Annotated in this window: 13 protein-coding genes, 1 tRNA gene and 1 pseudogene; 1 reads left to right on the forward strand and 14 read right to left on the reverse strand. The window is 58.5% G+C overall.

Annotated elements, in window-relative coordinates:
- The 4 genes from tuf to rpsL form a co-directional block, all read right to left on the reverse strand.
- The coding region (tuf, locus tag WA367_RS00215; RefSeq protein ID WP_336054886.1) for an elongation factor Tu at positions 1 to 921 on the reverse strand (921 nt) is incomplete at its 3' end.
- A gap of 61 nt (positions 922 to 982) precedes the next feature.
- A complete protein-coding gene (fusA, locus tag WA367_RS00220) occupies positions 983 to 3,073 on the reverse strand; it encodes an elongation factor G (protein WP_336054887.1) in 2,091 nt (696 codons plus the stop codon).
- A 30-nt stretch (positions 3,074 to 3,103) separates the two neighbouring features.
- The gene (rpsG, locus tag WA367_RS00225) at positions 3,104 to 3,574 is read right to left on the reverse strand and encodes a 30S ribosomal protein S7 (RefSeq protein ID WP_336054888.1); all 471 of its coding nucleotides are present in this window, start codon (positions 3,572 to 3,574) and stop codon (positions 3,104 to 3,106) included.
- A gap of 58 nt (positions 3,575 to 3,632) precedes the next feature.
- Entirely contained in the window at positions 3,633 to 4,004 is a 372-nt protein-coding gene (gene rpsL / locus WA367_RS00230) for a 30S ribosomal protein S12 (RefSeq protein WP_036480279.1), read from the reverse strand.
- 468 nt (positions 4,005 to 4,472) lie between these two features.
- Here rpsL and WA367_RS00235 point away from each other — a divergent pair, with 468 nt between their 5' ends.
- Entirely contained in the window at positions 4,473 to 4,754 is a 282-nt protein-coding gene (locus tag WA367_RS00235; RefSeq protein WP_336054889.1) for a transcriptional regulator, read from the forward strand.
- A 94-nt stretch (positions 4,755 to 4,848) separates the two neighbouring features.
- On the opposite strand, the gene rpoC is transcribed toward WA367_RS00235, so the two are convergent.
- The 10 genes and pseudogenes from rpoC to WA367_RS00285 all read right to left on the reverse strand — a co-directional run.
- A complete protein-coding gene (rpoC, locus tag WA367_RS00240) occupies positions 4,849 to 9,057 on the reverse strand; it encodes a DNA-directed RNA polymerase subunit beta' (RefSeq protein WP_336054890.1) in 4,209 nt (1,402 codons plus the stop codon).
- A gap of 147 nt (positions 9,058 to 9,204) precedes the next feature.
- A complete protein-coding gene (gene rpoB, locus WA367_RS00245; protein ID WP_336054891.1) occupies positions 9,205 to 13,344 on the reverse strand; it encodes a DNA-directed RNA polymerase subunit beta in 4,140 nt (1,379 codons plus the stop codon).
- 175 nt (positions 13,345 to 13,519) lie between these two features.
- Positions 13,520 to 13,897: a 50S ribosomal protein L7/L12 gene (gene rplL, locus WA367_RS00250; protein ID WP_036480273.1), complete on the reverse strand. Its 378-nt coding sequence runs from the start codon at positions 13,895 to 13,897 to the stop codon at positions 13,520 to 13,522.
- A gap of 51 nt (positions 13,898 to 13,948) precedes the next feature.
- Entirely contained in the window at positions 13,949 to 14,467 is a 519-nt protein-coding gene (gene rplJ, locus WA367_RS00255; RefSeq protein WP_336054892.1) for a 50S ribosomal protein L10, read from the reverse strand.
- 331 nt (positions 14,468 to 14,798) lie between these two features.
- On the reverse strand, positions 14,799 to 15,500 hold the full coding sequence (gene rplA / locus WA367_RS00260) for a 50S ribosomal protein L1 (protein WP_336054893.1): 702 nt from the start codon (positions 15,498 to 15,500) through the stop codon (positions 14,799 to 14,801).
- A 4-nt stretch (positions 15,501 to 15,504) separates the two neighbouring features.
- Positions 15,505 to 15,933: a 50S ribosomal protein L11 gene (rplK, locus tag WA367_RS00265; protein WP_336054894.1), complete on the reverse strand. Its 429-nt coding sequence runs from the start codon at positions 15,931 to 15,933 to the stop codon at positions 15,505 to 15,507.
- Positions 15,934 to 16,071: 138 nt separating this feature from the next.
- Positions 16,072 to 16,599 carry a transcription termination/antitermination protein NusG gene (gene nusG / locus WA367_RS00270; protein WP_036480265.1) on the reverse strand — a complete coding sequence of 176 codons (528 nt, stop codon included), beginning with the start codon at positions 16,597 to 16,599 and terminating at the stop codon, positions 16,072 to 16,074.
- Positions 16,600 to 16,630: 31 nt separating this feature from the next.
- The gene (secE, locus tag WA367_RS00275) at positions 16,631 to 16,834 is read right to left on the reverse strand and encodes a preprotein translocase subunit SecE (RefSeq protein ID WP_336054895.1); all 204 of its coding nucleotides are present in this window, start codon (positions 16,832 to 16,834) and stop codon (positions 16,631 to 16,633) included.
- 236 nt (positions 16,835 to 17,070) lie between these two features.
- A tRNA-Trp gene (locus WA367_RS00280) sits at positions 17,071 to 17,146 on the reverse strand.
- A 446-nt stretch (positions 17,147 to 17,592) separates the two neighbouring features.
- Positions 17,593 to 17,931: pseudogene (locus WA367_RS00285) on the reverse strand (EF-Tu/IF-2/RF-3 family GTPase); the annotation flags it as partial.

Genomic DNA, 17,931 nt, shown 5'->3' on the forward strand with positions numbered 1-17,931 from the left:
GTAGGCTTCTGCCTTGAACTTCGTGTGCGGGGTTACAGAACCCGGCTTGCAAAGAACCTGGCCGCGCTCAACGCCCTCACGGTCAATACCGCGGATCAGAGCACCGATATTGTCGCCGGCCTGGCCCTGGTCGAGCAGCTTGCGGAACATCTCAACGCCGGTAACCGTCGTCTTCGTGGTGTCGCGGATGCCGACGATCTCGACTTCCTCACCAACCTTGATGATGCCGCGCTCGACGCGACCCGTCACAACCGTACCACGGCCGGAGATCGAGAACACGTCTTCGATCGGCATCAGGAAGGGCTGGTCAACCGGACGCTCAGGCGTCGGGATGTAGGCGTCAACTTCCTTCATCAGCTCACGGATCGCGTCCTCGCCGATCTCCTTGTTGGAGTCTTCAAGAGCAGCAAGAGCCGAACCCTTGACGATCGGAATGTCGTCGCCGGGGAAGTCGTAGGACGACAGAAGCTCGCGAACCTCAAGCTCGACCAGCTCGAGAAGCTCGGCATCGTCAACCTGGTCAACCTTGTTCAGGAAGACAACGATGGCCGGAACACCAACCTGACGGGCAAGCAGGATGTGCTCGCGGGTCTGCGGCATCGGGCCGTCAGCAGCCGAGCAAACCAGGATCGCGCCGTCCATCTGTGCCGCACCGGTGATCATGTTCTTCACATAGTCGGCGTGGCCCGGGCAGTCGACGTGAGCGTAGTGACGCGCTTCCGTCTCATACTCAACGTGGGCCGTCGAGATCGTGATACCGCGTGCCTTCTCTTCAGGCGCACCGTCGATCTGGTCATAGGCGCGGAATTCACCAAAATACTTGGTGATCGCGGCCGTCAGAGACGTCTTGCCGTGGTCGACGTGACCGATCGTCCCGATGTTCACATGCGGCTTCGTACGCTCAAATTTACCTTTGGCCATGTGAGGTCTCCGTTTCTTCTTTGCCTTTTACAGGCCTGTGTTACTGGCGCGCGCCTGAGGCTTACGCGTATTTCTTCTGGATTTCCTGAGCCACTGCGGTCGGCACCGGCTCGTAGTGATCAAACTGCATCGTGTACTGGGCGCGGCCCTGGGACATCGAGCGCAGGTTGTCGACATATTTGAACATGTTGGCCAGCGGCACCATCGCGTTGATCACGGTGGCAATGCCGCGTGCTTCCTGGCCCTGGATCTGGCCACGACGGCCATTCAGGTCACCAATCACGCTGCCCACATATTCCTCAGGCGTCACGACCTCGACCTTCATGATCGGCTCGAGAAGCTGTGCACCAGCCTTCTGAGCGCCTTCACGGAAGGCCGCACGTGCCGCGATCTCGAAGGCGAGAACGCTGGAGTCAACATCGTGGTATGCACCATCAACGAGCGTTGCCTTCACGCCAAGCATCGGGAAGCCTGCCACCGGACCGGAAGACAGAACGCTCTCGATACCCTTCTGAACGCCAGGGATGTATTCCTTCGGAACGGAACCACCGACGATCTTGGACTCGAACTCGAACTCTTCGCTCTCGGTGTTCGGCTCGAAGATGATCTTGACGCGAGCGAACTGACCCGAACCACCAGACTGCTTCTTGTGGGTGTAGTCGATCTCGGCTGCCTTGGTGATGGTCTCACGGTAAGCAACCTGCGGCGCACCAACATTGGCCTCGACCTTGAACTCACGCTTCAGGCGATCGACGATGATGTCGAGATGAAGCTCGCCCATGCCGGCAATGATGGTCTGGCCGGATTCCTCGTCGGACTTGACGCGGAAGGACGGATCTTCTGCAGCCAGGCGGTTGAGCGCGAGGCCCATCTTTTCCTGGTCGCCCTTGGTCTTCGGCTCGATGGCGATCTGGATCACCGGATCCGGGAATTCCATGCGCTCGAGAATGACCGGCTTCAGCGGATCGCAGAGCGTGTCACCCGTAGTGGTTTCTTTCAGACCGGCAAGCGCAACGATGTCACCGGCATATGCAACTTCCAGATCCGAACGGGAGTTGGAGTGCATCTGCAGCATACGGCCAATGCGCTCACGCTTGTCCTTAACCGTGTTGGTCAGGGAAGCACCCTTGTTCAGCACACCCGAATAGATGCGGCAGAAGGTCAGCGAACCGACGAACGGGTCGTTCATGATCTTGAAGGCCAGCATGGAAAGCGGCTCTTCGTCAGACGACTTGCGCGAAATTTCGGCTTCGGTCTTCGGATCGACGCCCTTGATGGACGGAACATCGAGCGGCGAAGGCAGGAAGTCCACAACACCGTCGAGAAGCGGCTGAACGCCCTTGTTCTTGAAGGCAGAGCCACAGAACATCGGGAAGAACTTCACCTCGATGGTGCCCTTGCGGATCAGCTTGCGCAGCTCGTCATTGGAGGGCATCTCGCCTTCCAGATAACGCTCCATCGCAGCTTCATCCATCTCGACAGCCGTTTCGATGAGCTGCTCGCGATACTCTTCTGCCTTGGCCTGCATATCAGCCGGAATGTCGACAACATCCCAGGCAGCACCCAGATTGTCGGACTGCCAGACGAGGGCCTTCATCTCGATCAGGTCAATGACGCCGGCGAAGTCGTTCTCGGCGCCGATCGGCAGCTGCATCACGACAGGCGTTGCACCAAGACGCGACTTGACCATCTCGGCAGAGCGATAGAAGTCCGCACCGATCTTGTCCATCTTGTTACAGAAGATCATGCGCGGAACATGATACTTGTCGGCCTGGCGCCAAACCGTTTCGGTCTGCGGCTCAACACCGGCATTGGCATCGAGGAGAGCGATGGCACCGTCAAGCACGCGCAGCGAACGCTCGACTTCGATCGTGAAGTCAACGTGTCCGGGCGTGTCGATGATGTTGAAGCGGCGCTTCTTGCCATCACGGCCTTCCCAGAAGGTCGTGGTCGCAGCAGAGGTGATCGTGATGCCACGCTCCTGCTCCTGCTCCATCCAGTCCATGGTGGCTGCGCCATCATGAACTTCACCGATCTTGTGCGACTTACCCGTGTAGAACAGGATGCGCTCGGTCGTCGTCGTCTTACCGGCGTCGATATGCGCCATGATACCGAAGTTACGGTAATCTTCGAGCTTATATTCGCGGGCCATCGTCGTTACCTCTTCAATCCGTGCCCGTCATTACCAGCGGTAATGCGAGAATGCGCGGTTGGCCTCAGCCATCTTGTGAGTGTCTTCACGCTTCTTCACAGCGGTGCCGCGGTTGTTTGCAGCATCGAGAAGCTCACCAGACAGGCGATCAACCATGGTGGTTTCGTTGCGCTTGCGAGCAGCAGCAATCAACCAACGGATCGCGAGGGCCTGACGGCGTTCCGGGCGAACATCAACCGGTACCTGATAGGTCGCACCACCAACACGGCGGGAGCGAACCTCAACATGCGGCGCAACATTGTCGAGCGCCTGATGGAAGACTGCCACAGGTTCCTGCTTCATCTTCTCTTCGACGCTGTCGAATGCGCCATAAACAATACGCTCAGCAGCCGACTTCTTGCCGTCGAGCATGATGGCGTTCATGAACTTGGTCACAACCACATCGCCGAATTTCGGATCCGGGTTGATCTCGCGCTTTTCTGCACGGTGACGTCGGGACATATCTTTCGTCTCTCACCTTCGTAGCCTGGCGCTCAACGAGCACCAGCGCCGGAAAACCTTACTTCGGACGCTTGGCGCCATACTTGGAGCGGCGCTGCTTGCGGCTCTTCACACCCTGCGTATCGAGCACGCCACGGATGATGTGATAACGCACACCCGGAAGGTCCTTCACGCGGCCGCCGCGGATCATGACCACGGAGTGCTCCTGAAGGTTATGCCCCTCACCCGGGATATAACCAATCACCTCAAAGCCATTGGCGAGCCGGATCTTTGCGACCTTGCGCATTGCCGAGTTAGGCTTCTTTGGCGAAGTCGTATAGACGCGCGTGCACACACCCCGCTTCTGCGGGTTGGCCTGCATGGCGGGGACCTTGTTACGCTTCACCGGCGCTTGGCGCGGCTTGCGGATCAGCTGGCTTACGGTCGGCATCAAACCTTCCCTTGTTACAAATCTCGTGTCTCTCGCGAACAGGTTCGCTAACTCCAAGCGCCAGGTGACCATACGCAAATTCGGGCCGCAAACCGTGGATAACGGTCTCGCCCGAACATAAGCAGAGGAAGCAGTTGCCCGCTTCATGCGCCGGATGGTCTGTCGCTCGTTAAAAACGAACCCTGTTTGAGGCCAGCTTCGGAGCGCGTCGCTCTGAAAAAGGAAAGCCTCACATCGGCTCAGACGAGGCGGGTATTACGCTTAACATCGCCAATCGTCAACCCCGTCGCGCCTGATATCGTTATGCGAATACGATAATTCCAGCCCTCGCAGGGCGAGTTAGGTGTTTTTTAACCTCTGCAGCGCTCTGCCCTGCCCTTTTAACTTCAACTCAGCCCCTATATGGCTGAGTCAGGATCGGCAAAGAGCCGGGAATCGCCCGAGAATCGCAAAAAGGCAGAATCACATATGGAAGAACAGGACATTCACCCGGTCAGCATCATTGTTGGACGTGCCTGGCGTGAAGGCAGCAAGAAGCCGGAGGGTGTCCATATCCTCCTGATGGCTCCGGACGAAGACACGGCAGTCCGCATGGCTCTGGAAGCACTTTCGGAGGAAGGCTATGCCGAAGCCGAGCTCGACCAGATCGGCGAAATGCAGGGTCCGCCCGACGAGGAGCCGCATCAATCCGCATGGCAGGGTGCAACAGAAGGCGAGATCGCGATCGTCACCTTTGACGACGAAGAATAATAGCCGCCCTATCCGTCTAGATAATCTGAGATGAAAAAGGCCGCCGAAGCGACAGCTCCGGCGGCCTTTGATTTATTTGTGGTCTGAGAGCTGCCTATTCGGCAGCCCCCGACTGGGCATTCGACATGTCGGCAAGCATCGGATCAGCGCTTTCGGCACCCGAAGTCTTGCGGCGCTCGTCGAGGATCAGATCGTCACGCGACCGTGCGATGCGACGGACCTGGCTCATGGCACCACCGGTACCAGCCGGGATCAGACGACCCACGATCACGTTTTCCTTCAGACCCTGCAGCGTGTCGATCTTGCCGGCCACTGCCGCCTCGGTGAGAACACGTGTGGTCTCCTGGAACGAAGCAGCCGAGATGAAGGACGGCGTCTGCAGCGATGCCTTGGTGATACCGAGCAGAACCGGCTGACCTTCGGCAGGCTTCTTGCCCTCTTCCACCAGACGCTCGTTAACTTCGTCGAATTCGACGGAGTCCACGTGATCGCCGGGGATGTAGGTGGAGTCGCCCTGAGCCGTTACCTCAACCTTCTGCAGCATCTGGCGAACGATCACCTCGATGTGCTTGTCGTTAATGAGCACGCCCTGCAGTCGGTAGACTTCCTGGATCTCGTTGACGAGGTAGGAAGCAAGAGCCTCCACGCCCTTGATCGCAAGAATGTCGTGCGGTGCCGGATTGCCGTCCAGGATGTAGTCACCCTTTTCGATCTGGTCACCATCCTGCAGGTGGAACGGCTTGCCCTTGGGGATCAGATACTCGACCGGTTCCATCGTCGAGTCATGCGGCTCGATGATGATGCGGCGCTTGTTCTTGTAATCCCGACCGAAGCGGACGGTACCGTCGATCTCCGCGATGACAGCGTGGTCCTTCGGACGACGTGCCTCGAAGAGCTCTGCAACTCGCGGCAGACCACCGGTGATGTCCTTGGTGCGTGCACTTTCCGTCGGGATACGTGCAATCACGTCACCAGGAGCAACCTTCGCGCCCGGCTCGACCGAGAGAATGGTCTCGACCGAAAGCAGGAAGCGAGCGTCACCGCCACGGGCAAGCTTTGCAACCTTGCCCTTGGAGTCGAGGATGGTCATTGCCGGCTTGAGGTCGGTACCGCGTGGCGTCGAACGCCAGTCGATGACCTCACGCTTGGTGATGCCGGTGGATTCATCGGTCGTCTCCTGAACAGAAACGCCATCCACCAGATCCTCGAATGCAACCGTGCCCTCGACCTCGGTGAGCATCGGGCGGGTATAGGGATCCCACTCGGCGATACGCTGGCCGCGCTTCACCTTGTCGCCGTCGTCAACATACAGACGCGAACCATAGGTCAGTCGGTGCGAGGCGCGCTCCGCACCCTGCTCGTCCATGATCAGCACGGCCATGTTGCGGCCCATGACAACGAGGTGGCCCTCGGAGTTGCGGACAACATTGCGGTTGCGGATCTTGACCGTGCCCTCGAAGGAAGCCTCGAGGAACGACTGGTTCACGACCTGCGCCGTACCACCAACGTGGAAGGTACGCATGGTAAGCTGCGTGCCCGGCTCGCCGATGGACTGGGCAGCAATGACGCCGACAGCCTCACCGATATTGACCGGCGTACCACGTGCAAGGTCACGACCATAACAGATCGCGCAGACACCGTTGCGCACTTCACAGGTCAGAGCCGACCGGATGCGAACGGACTGAACGCCTGCCGTCTCGATGGCCTCAACGTCACGCTCGTCGATAAGCGTGCCGGCCTTGACGAGTACGTCACCCGTTGCCGGATGAAGAATGTCGTCGAGAGCGGTACGTCCCAGAACACGCTGACCGATGGAGGCAACCACCTGACCGGCATCCACGATGGGCTGCATGGTCAAGCCCTTCTCGGTACCGCAATCCGGCGTAACAACGATGCAATCCTGCGCAACGTCGACCAGGCGGCGGGTCAGGTAACCTGAGTTTGCCGTCTTCAGAGCGGTATCGGCAAGACCCTTACGGGCACCGTGGGTGGAGTTAAAGTACTCCATCACGGTCAGGCCTTCCTTGAAGTTCGAGATAATCGGCGTCTCGATGATGGAACCATCTGGACGGGCCATCAGGCCGCGCATGCCGCCGAGCTGACGCATCTGCGCCGGCGAACCACGGGCACCGGAGTGGGACATCATGTAGATGGAGTTCATCTGCTTCTGGCGGCCGTTCTCGTCGAACTCGATCGCCTTAATGCGCTTCATCATCTCATCGGCGACCTTCTCGGAGCACTTGGCCCAAGCGTCGACGACCTTGTTGTACTTTTCGCCCTGAGTGATCAGACCGTCATTGTACTGCTGCTCATATTCCTTGGCGAGCGCCTCGGTTTCAGAGACCAGCTTTTCCTTGGTGTCCGGAATGACCATGTCATCCTTGCCGAAGGAAATGCCCGCGCGGCATGCATGGCCAAAGCCAAGCTGCATGACACGGTCACAGAAAATGACCGTCTCTTTCTGACCGCAGTGACGGTAGACCGTGTCGATCATCTTGGAGATGTTCTTCTTCGTCATCTCCTGATTGCAGATGTCGAAGGGAACATTGTGGTTTTTCGGCAGAAGCTCGCCGATGATCATGCGGCCAGGCGTGGTCTCATGGATCTGAGAGACCGGATTGCCGTTCTCGTCAACCGTCTTGAAACGGCCCTTGATCTTCGTGTGAAGCGTGACGACCTTGTTTTCAAGCGCATGGTGCAGCTCGCCCATATCGGCGAATGCCATCCCCTCGCCCGGCTCGTTCTGGTTCATGATGGACAGGTAGTAGAGACCCAGAACCATGTCCTGCGACGGAACGATGATCGGTGCACCCGAAGCCGGATGCAGGATGTTGTTCGTCGACATCATGAGAACGCGTGCTTCAAGCTGTGCTTCAAGCGACAGCGGCACGTGAACAGCCATCTGGTCACCGTCAAAGTCGGCATTGAACGCCGTACAGACGAGCGGATGAAGCTGGATGGCCTTGCCTTCGATCAGCACGGGCTCGAATGCCTGGATGCCAAGACGGTGAAGCGTGGGCGCGCGGTTCAGGAGAACCGGATGCTCGCGGATCACCTCGTCGAGAATATCCCAGACTTCCGGCTTTTCCTTCTCGACCAGCTTCTTGGCCTGCTTGACGGTGGAGGAGTAACCCTTGGCGTCAAGACGGGCATAGATGAAGGGCTTGAAGAGCTCGAGCGCCATCTTCTTCGGAAGGCCGCACTGGTGCAGCTTCAGCTCCGGACCGGTCACGATGACCGAGCGGCCGGAATAGTCGACGCGCTTGCCGAGCAGGTTCTGACGGAAACGTCCCTGCTTGCCCTTGAGCATGTCGGAAAGCGACTTCAGCGGACGCTTGTTGGCACCCGTGATGACACGACCGCGACGACCATTGTCGAACAGCGCATCAACCGCTTCCTGAAGCATGCGCTTCTCGTTGCGGATGATGATGCCCGGCGCACGAAGCTCGATCAGGCGCTTCAGACGGTTGTTACGGTTGATCACGCGACGGTAAAGGTCGTTCAGGTCAGACGTCGCGAAACGACCGCCATCCAGCGGCACGAGAGGACGCAGATCCGGCGGGATCACCGGAACGATCTTCATGATCATCCACTCGGGACGGTTGCCCGACTCGAGGAAGTTTTCGACGACCTTGAGGCGCTTGAGAAGCTTCTTCTGCTTGAGCTCGGAAGTCGTGGAAGCGAGTTCGGAACGCAGATCGCCTGCGATCTTCTCCAGCTCCATCGATTCCAGAAGATGATGGATGGCCTCGGCACCGATCATTGCGGTGAAGGAATCCTCGCCATACTCGTCAACCGCGAGCATGTACTCTTCTTCGGAAAGAAGCTGGTTTTCCTTGAGCGCGGTCAGGCCCGGCTCGGTCACGATGTAGTTCTCGAAATAGAGAACGCGCTCAATGTCCTTGAGCGTCATGTCGAGCAGCGTGCCGATACGCGAAGGCAGCGACTTCAGGAACCATATATGCGCAACCGGTGCGGCCAGCTCAATATGGCCCATGCGCTCGCGACGCACGCGCGACAGCGTGACTTCCACGCCGCACTTCTCACAGATGACGCCCTTGTACTTCATGCGCTTGTACTTGCCGCACAAGCACTCATAGTCCTTCATCGGACCGAAGATACGCGAGCAGAAAAGACCGTCACGTTCCGGCTTGAACGTGCGGTAATTGATGGTTTCGGGCTTTTTGATCTCACCGAAAGACCAGGACAGGATCTTTTCCGGGCTCGCAAGCGAGATCCGGATTGAATCGAATGTCTGTGCCGGCGCCTGAGGGTTGAAAAGATTCATGACCTCTTGGTTCATGCCGATCTCCTTTGCGGGACGCATCGTCCCTTGTCAACTACGGTACTGACGGCCGCCACCGCCCTCACCGGTCCAATTCCCTTGGCCAAAGGCCAGCCCTTGCGAAGGGCGTTGGCGCCGCGAAGTTATCCGCGGCGCCCTGACTGTTTATTCGGCAGCGTCCGGCAATTCCTGTGCCTGGCTCGTGCTGAAGCCCGAGTTTTCCAACTCGACATTGAGGCCAAGCGAACGCATCTCCTTGACGAGAACGTTGAAGCTCTCGGGGATACCCGCCTCGAAGGTGTCGTCGCCGCGCACAATTGCCTCATACACCTTGGTACGTCCGGCCACGTCATCGGACTTGACCGTCAGCATTTCCTGCAAGGTATAGGCTGCACCGTAGGCTTCAAGTGCCCAGACCTCCATCTCACCGAAGCGCTGACCACCGAACTGGGCCTTACCACCAAGCGGTTGCTGGGTGACGAGCGAGTATGGGCCGATCGAGCGAGCATGGATCTTGTCGTCGACAAGGTGATGCAGCTTCAGCATGTAGATGTAGCCCATCGTGACCTTGCGGTCGAAAGGCTCACCGGTACGACCGTCATAGAGCTGGGACTGGCCGCTCGGGTGCAGACCCGCCTGCTCCAGCATCTCGTTGACGTCGGCTTCATGCGCGCCATCGAAGACCGGGGTCGCGATGGAAACGCCACGCTTCATCTGCTCGCCAAGGCGCAGGATGCTCTCGTCGTCATACTGACGGACCGGCTCATTGCGGTCATTGTCAGGGATGATGCTTTCGATCGTCTCGCGCAGCGGCTTGATGTCACCGCTTTCCTTATAGGCTTCGATCAATTCGCCGATCTTCTTGCCCATGCCCGCACAGGCCCAGCCGAGATGCGTCTCGAGGATCTGTCCGACATTCATGCGCGAAGGCACGCCAAGCGGGTTAAGCACGATGTCTGCATGCGTACCGTCTTCGAGGAACGGCATGTCCTCGACCGGCACGATGCGCGACACCACACCCTTGTTGCCGTGACGGCCAGCCATCTTGTCGCCGGGCTGCATCTTGCGCTTCACGGCTACGAAGACCTTGACCATCTTCATGACGCCCGGAGGCATCTCGTCGCCACGCTGGACCTTCTCGACCTTGTCCATGAAGCGGTGCTCAAGCTGGCTCTTGGACTCGTCGTACTGTGCACGAAGAGCTTCAAGCTCGCTCTGCTGCTTCTCGTCCTCAACAGCAAACTGCCACCACTGCGAACGCGGATATTCGTCAAGCACTTCCGAGGTGACCGTGGTCCCCTTCTTGAAGCCCTTCGGACCGGCAATGGCTGCCTTGCCTTCAAGCATTTCTGCCAGACGGGCATAGACGTTGCGGTCGAGGATCGACTGCTCGTCATCGCGGTCCTTCGCGAGACGTTCGATCTCTTCGCGCTCAATGGCCATCGCACGTTCGTCCTTCTCAACGCCGTGGCGATTGAAGACACGAACCTCGACAACGGTACCGTAGGTGCCGGGGGGCATGCGCATGGAGGTGTCACGCACATCCGAAGCCTTTTCACCGAAGATGGCGCGCAGAAGCTTCTCTTCCGGCGTCATCGGGCTTTCGCCCTTCGGCGTGATTTTGCCCACGAGGATATCGCCTGGCTGAACTTCGGCACCGATATAGGTGATGCCGGCCTCATCCAGGTTCTTCAGCGCTTCTTCCGAAACATTCGGAATGTCGCGCGTGATCTCTTCCGGGCCAAGCTTCGTATCGCGAGCCATGACCTCGAATTCCTCGATATGGATCGAGGTGAAGATGTCATCGCGAACGATGCGCTCGGACAGGAGGATGGAGTCCTCGTAGTTATAGCCGTTCCAGGGCATGAACGCGACGAGCACGTTGCGGCCCAGAGCCAGATCACCCAGGTCGGTCGAAGGACCGTCGGCAATGATGTCGCCCTTGTTCACATGATCGCCAACGCGAACCAGCGGACGCTGATTGACGCAGGTGTTCTGGTTGGAACGCTGGAACTTCATCAGGCGGTAGATGTCCACGCCCGACTGAGAGGCATCAACATCTTCGGTGGCGCGGATGACGATACGCGTCGCATCCACCTGATCGACCACACCCGTGCGGCGTGCAGCGATTGCAGCACCGGAATCGCGTGCAACGATCGGCTCCATGCCGGTACCGACAAACGGTGCCTCTGCACGAACGAGCGGCACGGCCTGACGCTGCATGTTCGAGCCCATGAGAGCGCGGTTGGCGTCATCGTTCTCGAGGAACGGAATGAGCGCTGCAGCAACCGAAACAAGCTGCTTCGGCGACACGTCCATGAGGTCAACATTCTCGCGCGGCGTCATGAGCACTTCGCCGGCATGGCGGCAGATCACGAACTCGTCGGAGAATGTGCCGTCGTCATTCAACGATGCATTGGCCTGAGCAACATAGTGCTTGGCCTCTTCCATAGCCGAAAGATAGACAACTTCCTGCGTGACCTTGCCATCCACGATCTTGCGGTACGGGCTTTCGATGAAGCCGTACTTGTTGACGCGGGCGAAGGTGGCGAGCGAGTTGATCAGACCGATATTCGGGCCTTCCGGCGTCTCAATCGGGCAGATACGACCGTAATGCGTAGGATGAACGTCGCGCACCTCGAAGCCCGCGCGCTCACGCGTCAGACCGCCCGGTCCAAGCGCGGAAAGACGACGCTTATGCGTGATTTCGCCAAGCGGGTTCGTCTGATCCATGAACTGCGAAAGCTGTGAGGACGAGAAGAACTCGCGAACGGCAGCAGCAGCAGGCTTCGCATTGATGAGATCCTGCGGCATGACCGTGTCGATCTCGATCGACGACATGCGCTCCTTGATGGCGCGCTCCATGCGCAGCAGACCCAGACGGTACTGGTTCTCCATAAGCTCGCCGACCGAGCGCACACGGCGGTTGCCGAGATTGTCGATGTCGTCGATCTCGCCCTTGCCGTCACGCAGCTCGACGAGCGTGCGCACGACTTCAACGATATCTTCCTTGCGAAGAACGCGAACCGTGTCCGGGCACTCAACACCCAGACGCATATTCATCTTCACGCGGCCGACAGCCGACAGGTCATAGCGCTCTGCGTCGAAGAACAGCGAGTTGAACATCGCCTCTGCCGTCTCAAGCGTCGGCGGCTCGCCGGGACGCATGACACGATAAATGTCGAAAAGTGCGTCCTGACGGCTTTCGTTCTTGTCGGCAACCAGCGTGTTGCGGATGTAACCGCCAATATTCACGTGGTCGATGTCGAGGAAATGGACCTCTTCCTCGCCCGTCTCGAGCAGAACCTTGAGCGTCTTCTCGTCGATCTCGTCACCGGCTTCGAGGAAGATCTCACCCGTCATCGGATTGACGATATCCTCGGCAAGGTAGTTTCCGAGCAGATCCTCTTCCGTTGCACGGATGGCCTTGAGGCCCTTCTCTTCAAGCTGACGTGCCTGACGTGCGGTGATCTTCTTACCGGCCTCTACGACGACTTCACCGGTATCGGCGTCGACCATGTCGGTCGTCGCCTTGACACCACGGAAACGGTCGGCGGAGAACGGAATGCGCCAGCCATCCTTGTCACGACGGAAAGTGAGCTGGTTATAGAAGGTCGACAGGATTTCTTCCGAATCCATGCCAAGCGCCATCAGAAGCGATGTCACCGGAATTTTGCGGCGACGGTCGATACGCGCATGAACCACGTCCTTGGCGTCGAACTCAATGTCGAGCCAGGAGCCGCGATAGGGAATGACGCGTGCAGCGAAAAGCAGCTTGCCCGAAGAGTGCGACTTGCCCTTGTCGTGATCGAAGAATACGCCCGGCGAGCGGTGCATCTGCGAGACGATCACGCGCTCGGTACCATTGATGATGAAGGTGCCGTTGTCCGTCATGAGCGGCATGTCGCCCATATAGACATCCTGCTCCTTGATGTCCTTGATGGACTTGGCACCCGTATCCTCGTCCACATCGAACACGATGAGGCGCAGCGTGACCTTCAGCGGAGCAGCATAGGTCAGGTCGCGCTGGCGGCACTCGTCCACGTCGAATTTTGGAGCCTCGAACTCGTAACTGACGAATTCGAGCATCGCCGTACCGGCAAAATCCTGGATCGGGAAGACCGACTTGAAGACAGACTGCAGACCTTCATCCGCACGGCCGCCTTCGGGCTCTTCCACCATGAGAAACTGATCATATGATGCCTTCTGAACCTCAATGAGGTTGGGCATCTCCGCAACTTCCGGAATATTACCGAAAAATTTGCGTACGCGCCTGCGACCGTTGAATGTGAGGGTCTGGGCCATCGTCGCTCCTTGCCTGCCTGGCTTGCCTGCCATCGTCCGCGCCGTCTGTGACGGCTGATCAAAACGGGTGAAAACCCGTTTCCCAAAAGCCGTTGCTCCGGCCATTGGGAAAGAGGCTTTCTTCAAAATTCAATGGGCGCGGCCCGCGGAGAAATCTCCGCAGGCCGCAACCACATTACTTGAGCTCGACCTTTGCGCCAGCGCCTTCGAGCTGGCTCTTGATCTTCTCAGCTTCGTCCTTGGCAACGCCTTCCTTGATTGCCTTCGGAGCGCCCTCAACGAGGTCCTTAGCTTCCTTCAGGCCCAGGCCGGTAATGCCACGGACTTCTTTGATGACGTTGATCTTCTGTGCACCGGCGTCGGTGAGGATCACGTCAAACTCGGTCTTCTCTTCAGCAGCTTCGCCACCAGCAGCAGCGCCACCGGCTGCAGCAACTGCAACAGGAGCAGCAGCAGAAACGCCCCACTTCTCTTCGAGCATCTTCGAAAGCTCAGCCGCCTCGAGGACGGTCAGGTTCGAAAGGTCTTCTACGATCTTTTCCAGATCAGCCATTTTTCACTTCCTTTAAAAGTTCGAACTTCGTGTATTGATTGAGGAACGGCCTCACGCCGCCTCGTCCTTCCGGGAATAGGCGCCGAACACGCGGGCAAGATTTCCTGCCGGTGCGTTGACGACCTGTGCAATCCGGGTTGCCGGCGTATTGATCATGCCGACAATCTTCGCCCTGAGCTCGTCCAGCGACGGCATGGTGGCCAGAGCCTTCACACCATCTGCATCGAGCACGGTCTGACCCATAGAACCGCCGAGAATGACAAGCTTGTCATTGGCCTTGGCGAAATCGTTGGCGACCTTCGGAGCAGCAACCGGATCATCCGAATAGGCGATCAGGGTCTGTCCTTCGAACAGAGCCTGGATACCCTCGGATGGCGTTCCCTGAAGAGCGATCTTGGCAAGACGGTTCTTCGCGACCTTGACGGTACCGCCCGCCTCACGCATCTTCGAACGGAGATCGTTCATCTGCGCGACGGTCAGTCCGGCATAGTGGGCCACGACGACCGAACCGGTGTTCTGGAACACCTCGTTCAGGCTCGTGACGAATTCGCGTTTTTCCGCTCTTTCCACAGCCTTTCTCCATTTGACGACGGGTGAGTAAAACCCAGCCGCCGGGTTGCCTTTTGCCGAACGGGTCATCCAAGGGACCACCCGAACGACGTTCGAGGATCCTGCCCCCTTTCGCCACGCCCGAAGGCGCAATGACAAAAGGCATACACGGTCCGAACCTTCATCAGCCGCTCACGCGGCGAAATCCCGTTCGCACCCGTCTCATGCAGGCCCATATGAATTAAGGCGAGCCGCCTGCAATCTCGGACAGGATTTGCCAGAGTTTCCTCTGACATTCCGGGCCGTTTCCGGCCCGGAATTCTTCATCCAGGGCACAAGGCCCCAGGAATCATCAGGACGCGCTGAGCGTCGACGGGTCGATCTTGAGGCCCGGGCCCATCGTGGTCGTCAGAGCAACACGCTTCAGATAGTTGCCCTTCGCACCCGAAGGCTTGGCTTTGATCACCGCATCTGCAAAAGCACGGATGTTCTCGGCAATGGCATTCGCATCGAAAGATGCCTTGCCAACACCGGCATGAACGATACCGGCCTTCTCCACGCGGAACTCGACTGCACCGCCCTTGGAAGCCTTCACGGCCGATGCCACATCCGGCGTCACCGTACCAACCTTCGGGTTTGGCATCATGCCGCGGGGACCAAGCACCTTACCCAGACGACCGACGAGCGGCATCATGTCAGGCGTTGCAATGCAGCGATCGAAATCGATCTCGCCCTTCTGGACGGTCTCGACCAGATCTTCCGCGCCGACGATATCGGCGCCCGCAGCTTTTGCTTCCTCGGCCTTGTCGCCGCGAGCAAAGACAGCAACGCGAACATTGCGGCCCGTGCCGTTCGGCAGATTGACCACACCACGAACCATCTGGTCGGCATGGCGAGGATCGACGCCGAGATTCATCGCAACTTCGACGGTCTCGTCGAACTTGGCAGTCGCACGCTCCTTCAGAAGCGCCACGGCTTCATCTAGGCTGTACTGCTTGTTGCGGTCGATACCTTCGCGGCTCTTGGCCACACGCTTTGCAAGTTTCGTCGCCATATCTTCAGCCCACCACTTCGAGACCCATGGAACGAGCCGATCCTTCAACCATGCGCATGGCGGCTTCAACGTCGTTCGCGTTCAAATCCTTCAGCTTGGCTTCCGCGATCTCGCGAACCTTGTCGCGCGAAATCTGACCTGCGGAAGACTTGCCTGGCTCCTTGGAGCCGGACTTCAGATTGGCGGCCTTCTTGAGGAAGTAGCTCACCGGCGGTGTCTTCATGGTGAAGGTGAAGGATTTGTCCTGGTAGTATGTAATCACTACCGGAATCGGGGAACCCTTCTCGGCTTCCTGCGTTTGCGCGTTGAACGCCTTGCAGAACTCCATGATGTTGATGCCACGCTGACCAAGCGCAGGACCGATGGGGGGCGACGGCGTAGCCGACCCTGCGGGAACCTGAAGCTTGAGCTGGCCTGCAACTTTCTTAGCCATCTCTAATCTGCCCTATCATTTGCCCGCCCCATTTCCGGGTCCGGGCGGTTGCAGTTTGGTGGTCCGGCCTTCCCTGCGACCGGCTAAAGTCGCAGCAGCCTTCCACCGTTCAACCCGGCTTGTCGGCCGGGAAATCGATCAGAGCTTTTCGACCTGATCGAATTCGAGATCGACAGGCGTGGCACGCCCGAAGATCGAAACTTCCACCTTGAGGCGGGAACGCTCCTCGTCCACTTCCTGCACATAGCCGCTAAAGGAAGCAAAAGGACCATCGGAAACACGCACCTGCTCGCCGATCTCGAAGCTGATCGAAGGTTTCGGCCGCTCAACGCCCTCCTGAACCTGGTTCAGAATGCGGTCGGCCTCGGCCTGGGTGATCGGCACAGGCTTGGAATCACCGAGGAAGCCGGTGACCTTCGGCGTGTTCTTGATCATGGAGAACACCGCATCGGTCAGATTGGCCTTCACCAGCACATAGCCGGGGAAGAACTTGCGCTCGGCGTCAACCTTACGACCACGGCGCACCTCTACAACCTTCTCGGTCGGAACGACAACCTGCTCGATCTCGTGGCTCAAGCCCTTCTGGCGAGCCTGCTCTTCGATCGATTCGGAAACCTTCTTCTCGAAATTCGAATAAGCGTGGACAATGTACCAACGCGCAGTCATCTCAAAAATTACTCCCGTTCGTTGGTGACGCTTAGCTGCCGATCTGCAGGATCAGCTCGATTGCCCACGCCATCAACTGGTCAGCGGCAAAGAAGAAAATCGCAGCCAGCGCAGCAAAGGCCAGAACCATGAGGGTCGAAATGAGAGTTTCGCGCCGTGAGGGCCAGGTAACCTTGGCCGTCTCCGACCGCACCTGCTGCAGGAAGGTAAATGGATTTGTGGTCTTCGACGCCATATGCCGCTCTTTATTCTGAAGCGTCCGGATTTTCTCCGGATCTTGTAACCGCCCGGAGACACCCCCGGAGGATGCAAAACCGGCCCTGCGAATCGCTGCCGTATTCCACACATGCGACAAAGGCGCGTAAAGCTGCTCGCCAGCTCCACGCACCGCCTGTCTGCGGCTCTACATAATTGCGATTCCCCTTACGCGCAAGAGGCTTTTCACGCATGTAACTTTTCGAACGTGGAAAATGGCAGGGGCAGAGGGGCTCGAACCCCCGACCTGCGGTTTTGGAGACCGCCGCTCTACCAACTGAGCTATACCCCTTTGCCGCACGCTTTGCGCGGCGACGGCGGTTCAATATTACGCCCTGCCCGCCTTGTCCAGAGTCGGAAAGCCATTGCAGGGCTATTTCCTGAAGAAAATTTCATGCCCCTAATGCGTGGCGCAGTAGCTGTTGGCCCCGGTTCCCGGCGCATTTTCGAACACACAGCGCGAATGCGGATAAGGCCCACATTTTTTGACGAGGTTCTTGAAACCCACACACTTGCCGTCAGGCCCGCGATAGCCCGGCCCACCCTTGCAGCCGCAGCCACGACATGCCGGGCGCTCAGGACATTTCACATCCGCCAGCGCCGGAACGGCAGCTCCCGAAGGGGCGAGCAGGAGCATCACCAAGGAAGCAAATATGCGGAACATGATGAGACCTCAACGCAACGAAAAAGGGCGAGCCTCACGGCCCGCCCCTTAATCTTTATCACATCGAGCAAGGATTACTCGGTGATGGATGCCACGATGCCGGCACCGACGGTACGGCCACCTTCACGGATAGCGAAGCGCAGCTTCTCTTCCATGGCGATCGGCACGATCAGCTCGACGTCAACGGTCACATTGTCGCCAGGCATCACCATTTCCGTGCCTTCCGGCAGGGAAACAACACCGGTCACGTCCGTCGTGCGGAAGTAGAACTGCGGACGGTAGTTGGTGAAGAACGGCGTGTGACGGCCGCCCTCTTCCTTCGTCAGGATGTAGGCTTCTGCCTTGAACTTCGTGTGCGGGGTTACAGAACCCGGCTTGCAAAGAACCTGGCCGCGCTCAACGCCCTCACGGTC

Source organism: Nitratireductor sp. CH_MIT9313-5, assembly GCF_037029545.1.
Classification (GTDB): Bacteria; Pseudomonadota; Alphaproteobacteria; order Rhizobiales; family Rhizobiaceae; genus Chelativorans.